This is a genomic window from Olivibacter sp. LS-1 (genome assembly GCF_008245145.1).
Lineage (GTDB): Bacteria > Bacteroidota > Bacteroidia > Sphingobacteriales > Sphingobacteriaceae > Olivibacter > Olivibacter oleidegradans.
In genome coordinates, this window is sequence record NZ_CP041643.1 from 5,303,209 (window position 1) to 5,319,912 (window position 16,704).

Here is a 16,704-nt window from a genome sequence, read left to right on the forward strand (position 1 = left end):
CGCTCCGTTATAAAATACAATGAATACCGCAAACAACTATAAAATCAAACACTTTATCTGGTGGACACGCGTCAAAGTATACAAAATACTTGCATTTAGTGTCATCTTTACCACTCTATTTTATTTCTTCCACCTAGAATGGTTAGCCATCCCATGGGTACCTGTAGCTTTACTTGGAACCGCCACGGCTTTTATTTCCGGATTTCGAAATACGCAAACCTATAATCGCACTTGGGAAGCACGACAGATACTCGGATCAATCGAAACAGATAGTCGGACATTTGGTATTATGGTCAAAGACTTTTTACGACTTGAAAATAAAGAAGAAGAAATTGCCTTACAAAGGCAGTTCATCTACCGTCACTTTGCGTGGTTAACAGCACTTCGCTTCCAACTACGCGAAACAAAGAGCTGGGAAAATATACAAACCAGAAGTTATAATCGCGAGTTTCTACGATACTATCATGTTCCGGAATGGGAAGGTAATTTAGAAAATGAAATAAAACCCTTCCTATCAGCAGAAGAATTGCAAGCTGCACTTCTTACAAAAAATCGTGCTACCCATTTAATTCGCTTCCAGTCGGCTCATTTACGAAAATTGAACGAAAAAGATATGCTCATTGCCCCAAACTACATTGCATTGGAAAATCAATTAAAAAGTCTATTAGACAGCCAAGGCAAGTGCGAACGTATCAAGAACTTTCCGTATCCAAGGCAATTCTCAAGCATCAGTCTCTATTTCACGTCTGCGCTATGCTTTTTTTTACCTCTTGGCTTTATCGGCGAGTTTTCCAAACTGATTGACAAATATGGTTCACACATTATTTGGCTTGCTGTTCCGCTAAGTGTCCTGATCGGCTGGGTATTTTTAGTATTGGAGCAAATAGGAGAATCAACTGAAAATCCCTTTGAAGGAGGTGCTAATGATGTCCCCATCACCCATATGAGTAGAAGTATCGAAATTGAATTACGGGAGATGTTAGGTGAAACCAATCTGCCTGCATCCTATGAACCTATAAACGATATCTTGATGTAAAACACCGTACTTAAAAGACAGCAATTAACTAATCAATAGCTACTTTTTAGTGCTATTTATAGATCCGGTAAACTTGCTGATGAGAATACCTAAAAGGACGACAGAATAAAACTGACCGATAACACCTATTAAAGAAGCGATAAGCTTCGTATTATGAATGTTGGGTGTAATGTCTCCATAACCGATCGTCGTAAAAGTAATAGAACAATAATACACCAAGTCAGTAAAGATGTACGCCGGACTTGTATAGTCAAGTCCTTTAAAAGCAGTATGATTGTGATACGCAAAAAGCTGAAAGACGAAGACGAATATTTCAATAATTAAAAACACCCCACAGGCAGCGGCGGAGATAATATCGGTATTGATATAGCTTGGTTTAACCAAAAAACGAAAGACTTCTAAAAAAATAAAAACAAAAAATATAACGTAACATAGGTTGAGCATAAACATATAGATAGGGCACTTTTGAAAGAGTGGTAACAAAATAGGAAATGTGATGACAACAATAGCCATCACATTTCTGAACATGGTTTTCGCCCGCCCTCTTTTCATAAAAACAACGATGCTGGCTAACGAAAGAATAAGCATATTGATCGGCCATAATACTTCGATGTAAAAACGTATATCACTTACCAACGCCCCCATGTAGAGATGTTGCATCAGTGCAAACAGTAATAATTCGTATTTACGCTTTATAAATAGTTGCTTCATACTTACGGTTAAAAACCTAAACGCAGTATTTAGGAGGCGAGCCTTACTGTTTATCGCTATCTAGCTCGGTTTGTATATTATGGACCTGCTCTTCTACTATTATGTTATGACCATTATCCAATAGGATATTAGATTTGCCATCGCGCAACGCTGACACAGCTGCGATCTTCTTTAAATTAATCATCACCGACAGGTTTTCGGGTGATGTAAATGTGTGAAACTTACTCATGGTATTTTATATTGATTAATTGAACACTTCCGTTAAAATAATAGAATCCCCGTGCTCGACGGGGATTCGTGGCTTCCCGGCAACATGAAACAAGTTCACGCAATTTTTAACAGCTTAACCAGGAAGCTCAGGGGCATATTATCGCACGGCCATACGGATTTCTACGTTGCCTCCCAATTTCAAAATCGGCGCATCTTTCGCAATTTCGGCTGCTTCCTCATAATCATCAGCAAGCACCACGATCATCCCGCCTACCGATTCCTTAATCTCTGCATAAGGGCCATTTATGACACTCTTGTTTTTCTTAACAATCTTTCCGCTGCCGTCCCAACGGCGTAATGGTTGTACCAACAGATTCTGTGCTGCAAGGTTACTGTACCATTCTTGCCACTCCTGTAAATGTTTTTCCAAACTTATCGGCGACGGTTGCGCGTCTTCGGTTTCAAAATCGCGTCTGAAAATCATCAAAAATTCGTTCATAGCTATTGGGATGAAATTAGCCAAACATACCTACTTGATAGGAACCGGGAGTATTGGCGAAAGCCAGGTTAAAACGGTTCCAGGTATTGATAGTTGTTATACCCAGCGTTAAATCAACCAATTCTTCATCAGAGAAAGCTTCTTTCGCTGTACGGTAAACCTCATCGGTAACCTCCGTTTTTGTGATGGCTTCTGCCCAGGCCAAAGCGGCCCGCTCACGCGATGTATAATATGGACATTCCCTCCACGCACTCAAGCTATAAAGGCGTTGCTCGGTCTCGCCCATGGCTCTCAACTCTTTCGAGTGCATATCCAAACAGTATGCACAACCGTTAATCTGTGAAACTCTAAAATCCACCAGCTCCAGAAGCTCGCGCTCAATCGTGGCTTTCTTTAGGTATCCGCTTAATGTAAATAAAGCACCCATTGCTTTTTTTCCTTTTTCAAATGCATTAATTCTAGTTTCCATCTTTTTTATTGTTATTACTTTATTGACAAATGATTATTGAAAATTGGACATCCCCTCTAATATAACCTGTCCAACTGTTTTGATAATGAAGGAGGTAAAAAGGACCGACCGCCGTTGGTGGGTCTGCAAGTCCATGAAAACAACCCGCGGGTGGTAAGTTTGCCCCTTAAGGTTACGGCTTGTTTAAAATAGAGAAGTGTTGGCGTGTTTCTATCTATAGAAACGGTACAGCTTACTGAAAATTTACTTCCTCCTTTTAATGTTCGAAAAATATCGATATTATATTTAGACAGCACCATGTCTATGCCATTTCGAGCCTCTTCTTCGATATCGAATTTCAAGACATCATGAATAAAAGATTGGCGGCAATCCGCTAAATAATACGGAACATATAAACCGTCTATATTGCCTTGCAAATTGATATGTTCTTCTTTTGCAGTATACTTTTTTATGTACTCCATCGTCATAGCTAAATATCTTGCCCATCCCGGGTTCACCTACTTGATCCACTGCAAATAGATTGAAATAGGCATCATGGCAAAGGTTAAACAAATGATCACCGCAAACGCGTTGCCTGAAAAGCGAATTAAGCCCCTGTATTTATTGTGATCTAACCCTAAGCTTTGAAAAGCACTGGCAAAGCCATGCAAAAGATGCCAAAACAAAGAGAAAGATCCCAAGAGATAGATAATAACTTCAATCGGGTTACTGAACTTTTCAATCATCATCTCGTAGAGAGGCAATTCTTCATCATACAAAAATTGATGGGTCCGATTTGGTATCCAGAAATTCGACGTATGTATAATCAAGAATAACAAAATCAACGTTCCCAATAAAGTCATACTCCTGCTGTACCAAGTGCTCTGCGGTGGGTGTTTTACCACGGCATACCGAATGGGTCTTGCCGCCCGATTTGCCCGCCAAAGGAGCAATCCTTGAATAATATGGAGCAATAAACCTGCTATCAGAATAACTTCAATACTTCGAATAATAGGATTTGTTGCCATAAAATGGGCCCCTAACGTAAAAATCTTTCCCCCGTCGTTATAGAATATAAGCGCATTAATACTAGCATGAACAATGAGAAAGCTGATCAGAAATAAGCCGGTTAATGCCATTGTAAATTTCTTGCCAACAGAACTTGTGAATGTTGTTATAAGCCAATTCATACTTTTAATATCTACTATTTTGCCTATATGAGTTGAGGTGTCTAAAAGCTCCTCGCCTGGCATAACGACAAGAAAGCAACTTTTAGACACACTCATTTAATTATTGTACAGGAGGGATAGCCTCACGAACCTCTACAATGGCTCCGTATTGGATGATCGGACAAGCTTTTGCAAGTTTAACTGCTTCCTTGTAATCATCGGCTTTCACCAAGAAAAGACCGCCAATAGAAAGGTTCTCGGTTACCAACGGACCTTCGCTTACCTTTGCCATCGATTTCGTTGCTTTAATTACTCGTCCGCCCACATCCCAACGTTTTGGAGGGGCAACCAATTTATCTTGAGCCGCAATAGATGCGATCCAATCCTGATAAGGTTTCATTGCCATTTGCATTTGCTCTGCGGTAGGTTTTGGGTTCTTGCTGGTAATGTCTCTGTGGACAACTACTAAATACTCATTCATTTTCGTATGTTTTAAGTGTTTAAAAATTTATTGAATCATGATTGCTATCATGCCTAGATGGCTGCACGTACTTCCACCACAGCACCGTATTGGATAATCGGACAAGCCTTAGCAAGCTCAACGGCTTCATCATAATCATTTGCCTTTACCAAGAAAAGGCCGCCAATAGAAAGGTTATCTGTTGCTAATGGGCCTTCACTTACATCAAACTTCTCACCTTTAATAACCCGGCCCCCGATATCCCAGCGTTTAGGAGGAGCTACCAACTTGTCTTGCGCTCCGATAGAAGCGATCCATTCCTGATAAGGTTTCATTGCCGATTGCATTTGCTCTGCGGTAGGTTTTGGGTTTTTGCTGGTGATGTCTCTGTGGACAACTACTAAATACTCATTCATTTTCGTTCTGTTTTAATTGTTTTAAAAAAATATATGTATCAAATTGTTGGGCAATTGCTGCCCAGGTTAAACTGCTTGTTTTAGTACGATCAATTTATCAGATAGGATCATTTCCGTTGATTGGGTCTCTCACACCGGTGGGATAATTTTCCATTTCCCTTCCATTAGCGTTATAAAACCCATTTTTCCTTCTTCGTAATCGGCAATGGCCTTCCCTAATTCTTCAGTTGATGACATAAACATAGTTCCGGAGTTGTAAGTCTGCTCCTGAATTGGTAAACCACTGAAAAACAAGAGCTCGCTTTCGGCATGCGCAATAAAAGCCAAACGTTCTATGAAGGAAGACTCTCCAAAAGCTACTGTTGTCCCGGCACTGAGGTATTTAATGTCAACATTGGTTTGCACCCTTACAGCGCCACTCAACAGATGAGTCGTACCGTTCCAACCGATCGGCAAATCGTAGACAAAATTTTCACCGTTTGCGATCTTAATATGTAAAAACGTAAAGGCGCGTTGGGTATCAATTGGATTTACCTTGCTTTCTCCATCGTAATCAATCACAACCCGAATGTTAACCCCCGAATCAAGTCGTTCAGGAATAGCCTGTGCATCAATACAGCCGATCGCCTTTGGATCCAATTGTTTATGTTTGCCAGGGATATCAAGCAGGATCTGTAAACCATGCGAAAAATACCCTTCAGGATCAGGAGAGGCTGTTTGAACCAAGCCTCTTCCCGCTTGTGCCCAACTTAAACATGTAGGCTGGAGAATCAGATCGGTTCCTGCCGTATCCAGTATGCGGTAAGGTGCCGAATCACTAAAAAGATAAGTAATGATGCACATGCCTGCGTAAGGACGCGGGCGAATGGCCTGTGTACTCATTTTAAAATGTTCGAAACCAAGCAACGGATCCATTAAACCATCAAAGGAAGACGCGCGTACCTTTACCACTGAAAAATCCCGGTTACCAATGAAGGACGATTTAATTAGCCTCGATATTCGGAGAGAGTGCATATAACTTGAATTGATTCCAAGGAAATGGAATTTCTGACAGAACGGCACCTTCTGAATCGTTGTGAACTTGATTCACCACTAAAATATTGGAGTTGAGAAAACTGTACTTTTTTTCGCTTTTCTTTCCCTTCTTCTTTTTAGGTAGCTCATCTTCTCCGTGGTATGGAACCAAGAGGTACGGAACCTGTCCAAGTTGCGGGAAATCATCCAGGGAAATGCTCGAAACAAGGTTTCTTTTCATAGGTTGATCTACCATTCGGACTTCATCATCCACGAACTCACTGCCGTAAGTCATACATTCGCTAGGCCCTTGTTCTTGAGAGGGGCTGTAAAAGCTGTCAATTGCTCGGCTTATCTGCAAGCGCAGATTAACCATTCGCAGGATAAAATCAATTATTTTCATCGTTTTAATTTTTTGATTCAATTTGCTCTTTCTTCGTTTCCCGGTGTAACTGATCGGTGTTTCATGGAAATTCCATGCCGACGTGGATTTAGCTTGTGCACGAACGGGTGGAAAGTGCACATCCCTTACAGCCTCCTCCGGGAGCTGGCACCCGTCATCTTCGTTACGAAGTCAAACAATGTTCTACGAAGCCTTTTCGATTTTGCGCTGCGTTTCCAGCCAATTCATCATGCGATTATTACCTAAATGCGCCATCCCGGCCGGTAAAAGCATTTCATCCGTTAACAACGCCCCAAAATACCGGGCCTGAGGATCGCCCACAATCTTGCGCGAATCGTTGGTAACAGCAAAATACTGTTGCATCAAATCGGGCATACGGAAACGTTCGGGTCCGGCTATTTCTACAACACCATTAACAGGACTATTTAAAGTCACCTCCGTTAAGGCTGCAGCAACATCATCAGAAGAAATGGGTTGCACAAAAGCAGTAGGCAAGCGAACTTCATCACCTTCAGCGGCTGACTTGGCTATGCCACCTAAGAATTCAAAGAACTGAGTGGAATGGACAATGGTATACGGCATACCTGATTCGCGAATTAATTTTTCTTGCGCAATTTTGCCTCTGAAATAACCACTCTCCGCAAGCAGTTCTGTACCAACAACCGACAAGGCTACATGGTGGCCAACACCGGCCGCTTTCTCGGCCGCCAGCAAATTACGGCCGGAAGTTTCAAAAAACTCCAATACGGCTTTATCTTCAAAAGATGGGGAGTTGGCTACATCCACAACGATCTGTGCATTTTCAAGGGCTTGCGCCAAGCCTTCACCCGTAATCGTGTTTACACCCGTTGCAGGTGAAGCTGCAAACACTTCATGACCAAGCATTCGAAGATTGTGTACCAGCTTGCTACCAATAAGGCCGGAGCCTCCAATTACTACGATTTTCATAAAATTTCATTTAAAGTTAATGTCGCAATCAGTAAGACAAGCCACGTGCCACTCAATTAAATAATTGAAAATCAATTTGTTAAAACAAATAGACAATAAAAAACGCCACGATATATCGTCATTCCTCGTAATAATACTCGAAATTTCGTATCATTTCTCCTTTAGAGCATCAAGCCATATCTCGCTATTTTGGATATTTCCTTAATGAAAACGATTCTCAATGATGGAAGGGAGAACGACAAATCGCTTTAATATGCAATACGACAATATTGTATTTAACGCAATTTATCTAAGTTTGCAGCAGGAAATAAAAGGAATTACCGCGAATGCAATAATAATAAATAACATGAAAGCAAGTACAAATAATCAGACGATCCCAATAAACTTGCCCACTGCAGGATTGATTGTTATTAAAGATAACAAGTTACTATTAGCTTTCAGTAAAAACAAAAAAGCTTGGTACCTACCTGGTGGTAAAGTGGATGCAGGAGAAACCTCCATCCAATCTCTTCAAAGGGAAATACGTGAAGAGCTGAATATTGAACTGAAAACTGAATTGTTGACATTTTATTGCCATATTAAAGCAGCCGCATATGGTGAACCTGATAACGTAATCATGACACAAGATTGCTTTTTATACGAACTACATGAACAAATCGAGGCAAGCAATGAAATCGAGGCGGTTGCTTACTTCTCGTATAAGAATTATCTTCAAGAAGCTGCCGTTGTAGGAGGTGTGGTAGAAGTTTTTGAGAATCTTACCAGGGATTGTATATTACAATAGCAGTTGGCCATCAATCCGATTATTATTTTTATTTCATTCAGCGAAATAATCCGACTTCTTTATACCTAGCTTTTTTAGTTTGGAATGGAGGGTAGTAGATGGAACATCGAGGTATTCCGCCGCGCCGCCGGGCCCTGCAAGCTTACCGGCGCAACGTTTGAGTGTATCAATGATATGGGCTCTTTCAACCTGCTCCAAGGTTCTATTCGATACATTGGTTTCGTTTACTGCATCATCACTTTTTACAGGCAAATAAACATCTCGAATGACAGAGTCGGTTGTCATTAAAACACTGCGTTCGATCACATGCTCTAATTCGCGGACATTTCCAGGCCAGCTATAGCCGTTCAATTCCTTTATAACCCGTGCTGAAAGAACTTTCACGTTCTTTCCGGTATTTTTGCTAAACCGATCCAGAAAAAACTGTGCAAGCAAGGCGATATCCGATCGCCGATCGCGAAGTGGAGGTAAATGAATAGGAAAAACATTAAGTCGGTAGAAAAGGTCAGACCGAAAACGGCCTTCCGCTACTTCTGTCGCTAAATTACGGTTGGTTGCCGCTATAATACGGACATTTACTTTAATGGTAGTGGTGCCACCAATTCTTTCCAACTCCTTCTCTTGAAGAACTCGGAGTAGTTTTACCTGCGCATCCAATGGCATCTCGCCAATCTCATCAAGGAACAAGGTGCCGTTATTTGCCATCTCGAATTTTCCAATACGCTTTTCTAAGGCGCCTGTAAAAGCTCCTTTCTCATGGCCGAACAATTCGCTTTCGATCAGATTTGCAGGCAATGCGGCACAATTCACTTTTACCATCACTTTATTCTTACGAGAGGATGCATTGTGAATAGCACGGGCGATCAACTCCTTTCCCGTCCCCGTTTCACCTGTTAAAAGAACGGTTGAGTTTGATTCGGCAACCATGCTCATTAGTCCATACACCTTTTGCATAGCGTCACCTCTGCCTATGATTTCCTCGAAATTATAGATGGTCTTCATTTGCTCTTTAAGCAATTCGTTTTCAGTCTCCAGAATGCGCTTATAAGCCAGTATACGTTCATTCGCTCGAATATTGGCACATGCAACGGAAATCTGGGAACAAATGCCCTTAATAAACTCCCTATTGATAGCATCACTCAAGACCCATAAAGTGCCAATATCGGTGTTTCCCACCCGTAAGGCTGTTGCATAAGTATATTTGAACCCAACTTCTTTCCACAACTGCGCGTAGGGATTACCCGGATCCCTTTTTAATTCCTCTTCCACATTCAATATAATAGCGTCATTGCTATTCAACACCCGAACGGTATAGTTCTCATGAATGTCAAGCCGGGCGTTCAACCGTTCTTCAAAACTGTCTTTAACATGATGGAACAGACTTTCGTCCCACATATAGTGCCGAAGCGTAAGGCCGTCATCTTCGAGTAGATTGAGCATCGCCAACTTGGTATTCAATAACTTGTCGAACACATTGAAGATAGCAACCCGTAAGTCGGCTTTTGTACGCACGCCTGCGATATCATCGCAGAAGTTAAGCAGTAATTGCTGTTGTTCCTGTTTTTTAACTAATGCATCGTTTGCCATAATATTGGCCATCGCTATGGAAATCTGCAAACAGATACCTTTCAACAACGTTAAGTTGATATCATCAATACCTATCCACAGGATACCTAAATCTGTATTCCCATTACGAAGCGCAACACCGATCATTTTTCTGAAGCCCATCGATTTCCAAAAACAGATATAGTTTGCCGTAATGCCTCGGTCGATTTCCGAATCAATATTAATAAAAATCGGAATGGGACTTGCCAATACCCGATCTTGCAAACCATCATTAATAAGATATTGGAAGTCCAACATCTCCGATAGGTCTTCATTTTCCGGCATAGTGATGTTGTCGTAAATATATGTGCTCGTCGTTAGGCGGTCGTCGTTAATAGTGCAGATAACATACCCTTTTAAAGCCTTCAATCTCTTTAGCGATTGACGAACAGCCATGGCCAAATCTTCACGATTTCGTACACCCGATAAATCGTAACTTGCATCCAGTAAAATTTTATTATTCTCCTCTTTCTGAACAATCAATTCGTTTCTGATAACATTAGAGACGGCATGAGAAATCTGGGGAGCAATCCCTTTAATAAGACTCCTAAACGCTGGTGTAAAACTGTCTTTATTGTCAGCATAAACATGTAGAAAAGCAACGGTTCTGCCATTGCTTTTTAGCGGTGTCATCAATATTTCTTTGATGCCACATGCGTAATTTACGCGCAAAAAAGAGGGGCTTTTAGGGTGCGAAATCACCTCTTCAAGTAGAAATGATACAGGTCCATCAGCCGCTAAAACCTGCTGTATGAAAGGTTCATCTAAATCGAAACCTGTTTTGATCAAGGTAGGATATTCCGGATGGTCCCTTAAAGGAGATGAAGTTGGATCTAATATGAATGGACGATAAACATTTTCCGTTTCATCAATAAGCGTAACGATGGCATGAACGTAATAGAAATAGCTTTTTATTCGTAATGATAAAAGTGCCATCAAATCGGCTTTTTTATGAATCCGTGTAATGTCTTCGCTAAGTTGCAGAATAACTTGCCTTTCCCGTTGATAGTAATCCATACCGAATTCCATATCGCTTATTTTTTTTATCAACTTATACATAAAGATTTATATAGAAAAATAAAAGTTGACGGAAAAACATACAACTCATTACGTGTTTTTGCCATTCACCTAAGTTGTTCCGCCCGGTATTTTTGATAGTAGCTAACAAGTTGGTTCGATTACGCAACTGCAAGCTGTTTTGCGAATTCAGAAAAACCGTTAGCGCGTCAAAAAAACTAAAATATATCATGAGAATGTTTACGATTACAATACACAAGCTTTTTAGCACCATTAGCAAATGCATACATATTATCCTGCTATATTATGGGTTGCCAAACAGCCCGATAGATGTACCCGAAATAAAATATTCGTTCGTGCAAACATTTCGCATGATAAAAAAAGTGCTTCACATGTGAGTTTCGTTTCTCCATATTTAGTTCCTAATTTGTCCATTTTTTGAAAATAGATTGTCAGGGTACATAATAGTTCATCTTAAAAGATATAATGTACACTTGGCAGTTTCTGTTTCTTCATCTTCTTCGGTTCGTTGGGCTCCGTAAAGGCCTACCTAAAAAACTTGTCGGCGGCACGCTATCAGTGTGTGGCATAATCAGCGTCTTTACCCTTGTTACTGGTTTGAATGTCGTCAAATAAAGATCTAGAAGATTTCAAGGCGCTTTATTTAAAATATGCGCCCAACCTGATAGCATTTGCAAGTAAATTTAGTTCACCCGCTATTTCGGAAGACATTGTCCATGATGTTTTTATTCGTATATGGAAAAAAAAACTATTCCTGTTACCTGATGATGAGCAAATAAAGCTGCTTTATACCGCTGTCAAAAATGCCTGCGTTGACCATTTGCGCCGCTCGCTACTCGAACAAAAATTTAAAAACACACAAGCACTACAACTTAGATTAGACGAACTGGATTTTCAGCAATCAGCAGAATATAATTTTCTGCAAGGTGATCTGATAAAACAGGTCCATAAACAGGTTAAAGAACTTCCGGAAAAGCAACAGCAAATCTTTTGTTTATTTTATGGAAACGGCTTAAGATCAACCGAAATAGCCCAAAAACTCAATTTATCTGTCAGAACCATCGAAAACCAACTGTACCGAGCACTGCTTACATTACGAAAAAAAGTAAAATGTCTATCTTAACCTTAAACGGCCCGTTTCTACAAAACAGTTATTTTATTACCCAGTATTTTCCGATGCCTCTCGGCAATTGGCAAAAAAGTGCCACCAACAATCAACGCATTTTCTTGTATCATCTCGATCTTACTAAGTGCTACTATGTACTTACGATGAATACGGATAAACAATTCCGATGGTAATCGATCTTCAACGGTCTTCAAGGTTGAGTGCGTTAGAAAAAAGCTGTTCTGAAGATGAATTTTCACATAGTCTCCCATTGCCTCCACATAAAGCACTTCGTTTATATCCAATCGACGGAAACAAGTTCTATCACGAACATAAATAAATTCGCTTCCTTCCTTTTTTAGTAGCTGTTGTGCACGTATCATTATACGAGCCCTATTCAAAGCTAGCATAAACCGATCAATCTCTAACGGCTTCTTTAAGTAATCAATCACGTTAAAATTCGAAAATTTTCTTAGATACGCGGAGCCTGTAGAAGTTAAAATGAGAGAAGGTAAACTTTCAATCGACTGCGTAATTAATTCTGCACCTGGAAGCTTAAGCACCTTCACATCTACAAGCAATAAATCCGGTCGGCTTTGATGGAGGTACTCATGAGCTTCGAGGCCATTCGAACAATGGAAAATAGATGAAACGATAGCAGACTGCTCCGCTAAGTCAATCATCGTTTTTCTAGTGTGTTCGTCGTCGTCAATGATTAAGCAATTCATGTCTTGGCAATTTTATTTGGCAAATGATATTCAATCTTGATACCAAAAATAAAACACTGAAAAACAGATAATTACATAAAACAATAATCGTAAATCAGCGACGACGCGTAAAAACACGACATAATATTACGAAACACACCCCATTTGCTACACGCGTAATTTTACGCAATGCTAGCCCACATAAAAATTTACAAGGCGTAATTTCGTTTGATCCCCAAACGCTTTAATTTACTGAATAAAGTAGAAGGTGGGATTCCCAATAGCTCCGCTGCTCCCCCGGGGCCGGATACTTTACCACCACACGATCGCAATACTTGCGTAATTTGATGCATTTCGTGTGTTAATGTAGAAGATAGCTCGCTGGGTTGCGAAACAATTTTATCAAGATGTCTATCCGGCAAATAAGCTTCGGTAATGAGCGCTTGCGATGCCATTAGAATGCTGCGTTCGATAACATGTTCCAGTTCTCGCACGTTTCCGGGCCAATCATAATCCCGAAACTTCCGAAGGACCTCTCTCGACACGCCAACTAGTTTCTTTCCTATTTTCTTTGCATGTTTATCCAAAAAGTGTTCAACTAATATGGGTATGTCCTCCTTTCGTTCCCGCAACGGGGGGACATTTATCGGAAACACATTTAAGCGGTAATATAAATCCGCCCGGAAGTTTCCGGCCGTTACTTCATGCAACAGATTTCGATTTGTTGCAGCAATAATCCGTACATCAATCGGTATCGGAAAGTTAGCACCTACGCGTTCAATTTCTCGTTCTTGCAGTACACGTAATAGTTTTGACTGTACTTCCATCGGCATCTCTCCAACCTCGTCAAGAAAAAGCGTCCCACCATTTGCCAGTTCAAATTTACCCAACTTCCGCTCGCCGGCACCTGTAAAACTACCTTTTTCATGCCCAAATAATTCACTTTCTATTAAATTCAGCGGTATCGCCGCGCAATTGATCTTAACCATTAATTTAGCACTCCGTTTAGAGCGGTTGTGAATTTCTTTAGCAATCAACTCTTTACCTGTACCCGTTTCACCGGCAATAAGAACAGTACTATCCGAGCTTGCTACCTGTCCAATGGCGTTAAATACCGACTTGATAGCCTTTCCCTCCCCTACGATTTCGCTATACCTGTACTGTGCACTCAACTCTTCTTGAAGCGATATATTCTGTTCCTCCAATTTACGTTTATAAAGCTCTATCTCGGCTAACTGCTCGGCAATTTTATCCTTTGCCAATAAATTGGATAAAGCGATTGCCAACTGTTGCGATACGCTACGAATAATATCTAAACATGAAGGAGAAAATGTACCCTCCACGCGGGTCCAAAACTGAATAAATCCGGTGTAAGATCCCTCCGTTCCTAAGGCCAGCACGGCCATCTCCTTCATCTTGTTGTCATGATTTATTTTTATGAAGACTGGCGCATCTTTGTCTTTCATCAGCTCATCTACCGAATAAACCAAGACATCACCGGTATCCAAAGGTTCTTTAAAAATATGATAATTGGTTGAAAACTTAAGTTTTATCGCACCCTCATAAAGGCGATGGCTTATATTGGGGTTTTTTGGATCAAAAATATAAGGGTATAGGTATTTACCATCCTCCGTTATCAAGCTCAGCACGCTATGCGAAAAATCAAAAAGCTTTTTCAGTTTAAGATTGACGATATCCAAAAAATCCCCGGAATTTTTTATTGCTGCAAAATCGTTACTGATTGCCAGTAACGCGCGCTGCTCATATTCTCTTCTCTGTAATTGTTCTGCCGCTAATATATTCGCTAAAACCGTTGTTAAATGGCCTGAAATCCATGCTAACATTTTCTCCGCATAACTAGCGTGATATTGTGATTTATTTAGAACAAGGCAAAGTAAACCAACCAGATGATCGCCCATTTGTAAGCGACATCCTACCAACACCAGATGATCCATTGAAATCTCAGCGAAATGGCCATCCACCACAAGCTGCTCAAACATATTGAAGGTAAACAAGTTACCTTGCAACTCAGAGCGATCGACTGCCTCATTTATAGCCTTTGATTCGCGTGCCAGTGTCGCGTGCCATAGCTGCTCATCGAAAGATAATTGTTCAAATGAATGGCTGGCAAAAAAGGGGTTATAGTTTTCGGTTGTTTTATCAAAGATGCAAACCAATCCTTCTTTGAAGGATACCAACGAAAACAACTGATTTCGTACAAAAAGTTGCAACTCTTCTTTCGTGCGAATCGTGGCAAGCAACTGACTTAGGTGAATCATAGAATCTCTTGTCAGCAAGGATGCTGCGTCTAAATGTTTTTCGGGTACTCGCTCTTCAACCTTTGACATGTCATGTTAGCTTTTAATTCGAATAAATTTCATGATTATTTTTTTGTTATTCGGCTATTGATATCCCCTATTCATCGAAAAAAAAACAGGGCCATCCACTACTGAATTACCTTCACCAATGATTTGTAAAGTCAGCTGTTTATGGGCAGGTAAATATATTGCGGTATCTACGCCATAAAGTAACTAAATAACAGGTATCAAAACACAAAATTAATACAATGGAAGATCTATTCAAACTCAGGTCCGCATCCGGGATTCCTTACGTATATGAACAAGATTCTCGCAGTGTAGGCCCCCGTGGGCCACTGCTGTTGGAAGACTATATATTGCATGAAAAAATGGCTCACTTTAACAGAGAACGGATCCCGGAACGTGTGGTTCATGCAAAAGGTTCTGCCGCCTTCGGAACCTTTACAGTTACCAAAGATATTACTCGATATACACGGGCTAAACTTTTTAATCAGCTAGGTAAACAGACGAAAATAATCTTGCGCATGTCTACCATTGCGGGAGAAAAAGGCAGTGCCGACTCAGAAAGAGATCCGAGAGGATTTGCTGTCAAATTCTATACGGAAGATGGTAATTGGGATTTGGTAGGCAATAATACACCCGTTTTTTTCATAAAAGATCCTAAAAAATTTTCAGACTTTATCCATAGCCAAAAACGCGACCCCTATCACAACCTACGCAGCGCTACCCGCATATGGGACTTTTTCAGCTTTAATCCCGAAAGTTTGCATCAAGTACTCATTTTAATGAGCAATAGAGGAACCCCCTATGGTTTACGGCACATGCATGGTTATGGCAGTCATGCCTTTAGCATGATCAACGCAAAAAATGAACGTGTATACGTCAAGTTTCACTTTCGTACACAACAGGGCATCAAGAATTTCAGCCATGACGAAGCCCTACAAATGCGCAGTGCAGATCCTGATTTTTCGCAACGGGATTTATTCGAGGCAATCGAAAGCGGCAATTTTCCCAAATGGACCTTATTTATTCAGGTGATGACGACCGATCAATGCAGCAAATTAGCTTTTAACCCGTTTGATATCACCAAAACCTGGAGCCAAAAAGAATTCCCTCTGATAGAAGTAGGGGTATTGGAACTGAACAAAAATCCAAGTAACTATTTTGCCCAAGTCGAGCAGCTCGCTTTCGCACCGGCCCATGTAATAGATGGTATTAGCTACTCGCCTGATAAAGTGCTCCAAGGCAGAATCCTCTCCTATCCAGATGCCCAACGCTATCGGCTGGGTGTCAATTATGAACAGATCCCGGTCAACCAATGCCTATTCGCAGTACATAATTATCAACGCGATGGGTTGATGACCGTAACTAACAATGGAGATGGTTCCGCAAATTATTACCCAAACAGTTTTGATCAATTATTTATTGAGCATGAGTATAAGGAGCTTCCTATAAAACTGGGCAACGCCATAGCCGACTGGTATGATAGAAATAGCGAAGGAGAAAATGACCATTATAGCCAACCCGGGGTTTTATTCAGGGAAGTGTTGGATGATAAAGAGCGCGGCGACCTCTGTTTAAATATCATCAAGTCAATGCAGGGCATTACCGGTGAAAAATCGCTGGAAATTATTCATCGCCAGCTTTACCATTTCTGCCAAGTAGATCAGACGCTGGCACAAATAATAGCAGAAGGTTTAGGTGTTAGCCCGCCCTCTTATCAGAGCAGCCCCTGTGTCAAAAACCAAAGATCAATACACCAATACCGTTTACCCATTAAATTTTTATAATATGAAAAATACAATAATCAACCCAATTATCTTTACATGGATA

18 protein-coding genes are annotated in these 16,704 nt (G+C 40.7%); 4 read left to right on the plus strand and 14 right to left on the minus strand.

Translation table 11 applies throughout. The annotated features are described in order from the left end of the window. The first annotated feature begins 19 nt into the window (after positions 1 to 19). Positions 20 to 1,036 (plus strand): bestrophin family protein, encoded by a 1,017-nt coding sequence (locus tag FKG96_RS21995; RefSeq protein ID WP_149106088.1) that lies wholly within the window; start codon positions 20 to 22, stop codon positions 1,034 to 1,036. Positions 1,037 to 1,075: 39 nt separating this feature from the next. Here the strand turns inward: FKG96_RS21995 and FKG96_RS22000 are convergent, their stop codons facing one another. From FKG96_RS22000 to FKG96_RS22050, 11 genes are all read right to left on the minus strand, one after another. Then, a complete protein-coding gene (locus FKG96_RS22000; RefSeq protein ID WP_149106089.1) occupies positions 1,076 to 1,747 on the minus strand; it encodes a potassium channel family protein in 672 nt (223 codons plus the stop codon). 43 nt (positions 1,748 to 1,790) lie between these two features. Further along, positions 1,791 to 1,976, minus strand: coding sequence for a hypothetical protein (locus tag FKG96_RS22005; protein WP_013668085.1), 186 nt, complete (start codon positions 1,974 to 1,976; stop codon positions 1,791 to 1,793). Positions 1,977 to 2,114: 138 nt separating this feature from the next. Continuing rightward, positions 2,115 to 2,456, minus strand: coding sequence for a YciI family protein (locus FKG96_RS22010; RefSeq protein ID WP_013668086.1), 342 nt, complete (start codon positions 2,454 to 2,456; stop codon positions 2,115 to 2,117). 16 nt (positions 2,457 to 2,472) lie between these two features. After that, positions 2,473 to 2,925, minus strand: coding sequence for a carboxymuconolactone decarboxylase family protein (locus tag FKG96_RS22015; RefSeq protein WP_013668087.1), 453 nt, complete (start codon positions 2,923 to 2,925; stop codon positions 2,473 to 2,475). Between the two features lie 56 nt (positions 2,926 to 2,981). Then, positions 2,982 to 3,386 carry a thioesterase gene (locus FKG96_RS22020; RefSeq protein ID WP_149106090.1) on the minus strand — a complete coding sequence of 135 codons (405 nt, stop codon included), beginning with the start codon at positions 3,384 to 3,386 and terminating at the stop codon, positions 2,982 to 2,984. A 36-nt stretch (positions 3,387 to 3,422) separates the two neighbouring features. Then, positions 3,423 to 4,094: a succinate dehydrogenase cytochrome b subunit gene (locus tag FKG96_RS22025; RefSeq protein ID WP_149106091.1), complete on the minus strand. Its 672-nt coding sequence runs from the start codon at positions 4,092 to 4,094 to the stop codon at positions 3,423 to 3,425. A gap of 100 nt (positions 4,095 to 4,194) precedes the next feature. After that, positions 4,195 to 4,554 carry a YciI family protein gene (locus FKG96_RS22030; protein ID WP_013668090.1) on the minus strand — a complete coding sequence of 120 codons (360 nt, stop codon included), beginning with the start codon at positions 4,552 to 4,554 and terminating at the stop codon, positions 4,195 to 4,197. Between the two features lie 53 nt (positions 4,555 to 4,607). Next, on the minus strand, positions 4,608 to 4,949 hold the full coding sequence (locus FKG96_RS22035) for a YciI family protein (protein WP_013668091.1): 342 nt from the start codon (positions 4,947 to 4,949) through the stop codon (positions 4,608 to 4,610). A 129-nt stretch (positions 4,950 to 5,078) separates the two neighbouring features. Next, positions 5,079 to 5,963 (minus strand): pirin family protein, encoded by an 885-nt coding sequence (locus FKG96_RS22040; protein WP_149106092.1) that lies wholly within the window; start codon positions 5,961 to 5,963, stop codon positions 5,079 to 5,081. Next, on the minus strand, positions 5,932 to 6,366 hold the full coding sequence (locus tag FKG96_RS22045; RefSeq protein ID WP_013668093.1) for a hypothetical protein: 435 nt from the start codon (positions 6,364 to 6,366) through the stop codon (positions 5,932 to 5,934). Before FKG96_RS22045 ends, FKG96_RS22040 begins: the two co-directional genes overlap by 32 nt. 183 nt (positions 6,367 to 6,549) lie before the next feature. Then, positions 6,550 to 7,314 carry an SDR family oxidoreductase gene (locus tag FKG96_RS22050; RefSeq protein WP_013668094.1) on the minus strand — a complete coding sequence of 255 codons (765 nt, stop codon included), beginning with the start codon at positions 7,312 to 7,314 and terminating at the stop codon, positions 6,550 to 6,552. A gap of 220 nt (positions 7,315 to 7,534) precedes the next feature. Between FKG96_RS22050 and FKG96_RS22055 the strand changes: the two genes are divergently transcribed. After that, positions 7,535 to 8,098 carry an NUDIX domain-containing protein gene (locus FKG96_RS22055; RefSeq protein WP_246860317.1) on the plus strand — a complete coding sequence of 188 codons (564 nt, stop codon included), beginning with the start codon at positions 7,535 to 7,537 and terminating at the stop codon, positions 8,096 to 8,098. 33 nt (positions 8,099 to 8,131) lie between these two features. Here the strand turns inward: FKG96_RS22055 and FKG96_RS22060 are convergent, their stop codons facing one another. After that, complete coding sequence (locus FKG96_RS22060) at positions 8,132 to 10,762, minus strand: sigma 54-interacting transcriptional regulator (protein ID WP_246860318.1); 2,631 nt, start codon at positions 10,760 to 10,762, stop codon at positions 8,132 to 8,134. 580 nt (positions 10,763 to 11,342) lie between these two features. On the opposite strand from FKG96_RS22060, the gene FKG96_RS22065 reads away from it, so the two are divergent. Further along, the gene (locus FKG96_RS22065) at positions 11,343 to 11,864 is read left to right on the plus strand and encodes an RNA polymerase sigma-70 factor (protein ID WP_013668098.1); all 522 of its coding nucleotides are present in this window, start codon (positions 11,343 to 11,345) and stop codon (positions 11,862 to 11,864) included. Between the two features lie 17 nt (positions 11,865 to 11,881). Here FKG96_RS22065 and FKG96_RS22070 read toward each other — a convergent pair whose 3' ends face one another. Together FKG96_RS22070 and FKG96_RS22075 are read right to left on the minus strand one after the other, a co-directional pair. Then, positions 11,882 to 12,574, minus strand: coding sequence for a LytTR family DNA-binding domain-containing protein (locus tag FKG96_RS22070; protein WP_149106093.1), 693 nt, complete (start codon positions 12,572 to 12,574; stop codon positions 11,882 to 11,884). A gap of 188 nt (positions 12,575 to 12,762) precedes the next feature. Next, a complete protein-coding gene (locus tag FKG96_RS22075) occupies positions 12,763 to 14,901 on the minus strand; it encodes a sigma 54-interacting transcriptional regulator (RefSeq protein WP_149106094.1) in 2,139 nt (712 codons plus the stop codon). A 218-nt stretch (positions 14,902 to 15,119) separates the two neighbouring features. On the opposite strand from FKG96_RS22075, the gene FKG96_RS22080 reads away from it, so the two are divergent. Continuing rightward, entirely contained in the window at positions 15,120 to 16,661 is a 1,542-nt protein-coding gene (locus FKG96_RS22080; protein ID WP_149106095.1) for a catalase, read from the plus strand. The last annotated feature ends 43 nt before the right edge of the window (positions 16,662 to 16,704 follow it).

What these genes read in the sequence shown, in the direction of transcription:
- FKG96_RS21995 (WP_149106088.1), top strand. Translation starts at nt 20, where the DNA reads ATGAATACCGCAAACAACTATAAAATCAAACACTTTATCTGGTGGACA.
- FKG96_RS22000 (WP_149106089.1), bottom strand. Translation starts at nt 1,747, where the DNA reads ATGAAGCAACTATTTATAAAGCGTAAATACGAATTATTACTGTTTGCA.
- FKG96_RS22005 (WP_013668085.1), bottom strand. Translation starts at nt 1,976, where the DNA reads ATGAGTAAGTTTCACACATTTACATCACCCGAAAACCTGTCGGTGATG.
- FKG96_RS22010 (WP_013668086.1), bottom strand. Translation starts at nt 2,456, where the DNA reads ATGAACGAATTTTTGATGATTTTCAGACGCGATTTTGAAACCGAAGAC.
- FKG96_RS22015 (WP_013668087.1), bottom strand. Translation starts at nt 2,925, where the DNA reads ATGGAAACTAGAATTAATGCATTTGAAAAAGGAAAAAAAGCAATGGGT.
- FKG96_RS22020 (WP_149106090.1), bottom strand. Translation starts at nt 3,386, where the DNA reads ATGGAGTACATAAAAAAGTATACTGCAAAAGAAGAACATATCAATTTG.
- FKG96_RS22025 (WP_149106091.1), bottom strand. Translation starts at nt 4,094, where the DNA reads ATGAATTGGCTTATAACAACATTCACAAGTTCTGTTGGCAAGAAATTT.
- FKG96_RS22030 (WP_013668090.1), bottom strand. Translation starts at nt 4,554, where the DNA reads ATGAATGAGTATTTAGTAGTTGTCCACAGAGACATTACCAGCAAGAAC.
- FKG96_RS22035 (WP_013668091.1), bottom strand. Translation starts at nt 4,949, where the DNA reads ATGAATGAGTATTTAGTAGTTGTCCACAGAGACATCACCAGCAAAAAC.
- FKG96_RS22040 (WP_149106092.1), bottom strand. Translation starts at nt 5,963, where the DNA reads ATGCACTCTCTCCGAATATCGAGGCTAATTAAATCGTCCTTCATTGGT.
- FKG96_RS22045 (WP_013668093.1), bottom strand. Translation starts at nt 6,366, where the DNA reads ATGAAAATAATTGATTTTATCCTGCGAATGGTTAATCTGCGCTTGCAG.
- FKG96_RS22050 (WP_013668094.1), bottom strand. Translation starts at nt 7,314, where the DNA reads ATGAAAATCGTAGTAATTGGAGGCTCCGGCCTTATTGGTAGCAAGCTG.
- FKG96_RS22055 (WP_246860317.1), top strand. Translation starts at nt 7,535, where the DNA reads ATGATGGAAGGGAGAACGACAAATCGCTTTAATATGCAATACGACAAT.
- FKG96_RS22060 (WP_246860318.1), bottom strand. Translation starts at nt 10,762, where the DNA reads ATGTATAAGTTGATAAAAAAAATAAGCGATATGGAATTCGGTATGGAT.
- FKG96_RS22065 (WP_013668098.1), top strand. Translation starts at nt 11,343, where the DNA reads ATGTCGTCAAATAAAGATCTAGAAGATTTCAAGGCGCTTTATTTAAAA.
- FKG96_RS22070 (WP_149106093.1), bottom strand. Translation starts at nt 12,574, where the DNA reads ATGAATTGCTTAATCATTGACGACGACGAACACACTAGAAAAACGATG.
- FKG96_RS22075 (WP_149106094.1), bottom strand. Translation starts at nt 14,901, where the DNA reads ATGTCAAAGGTTGAAGAGCGAGTACCCGAAAAACATTTAGACGCAGCA.
- FKG96_RS22080 (WP_149106095.1), top strand. Translation starts at nt 15,120, where the DNA reads ATGGAAGATCTATTCAAACTCAGGTCCGCATCCGGGATTCCTTACGTA.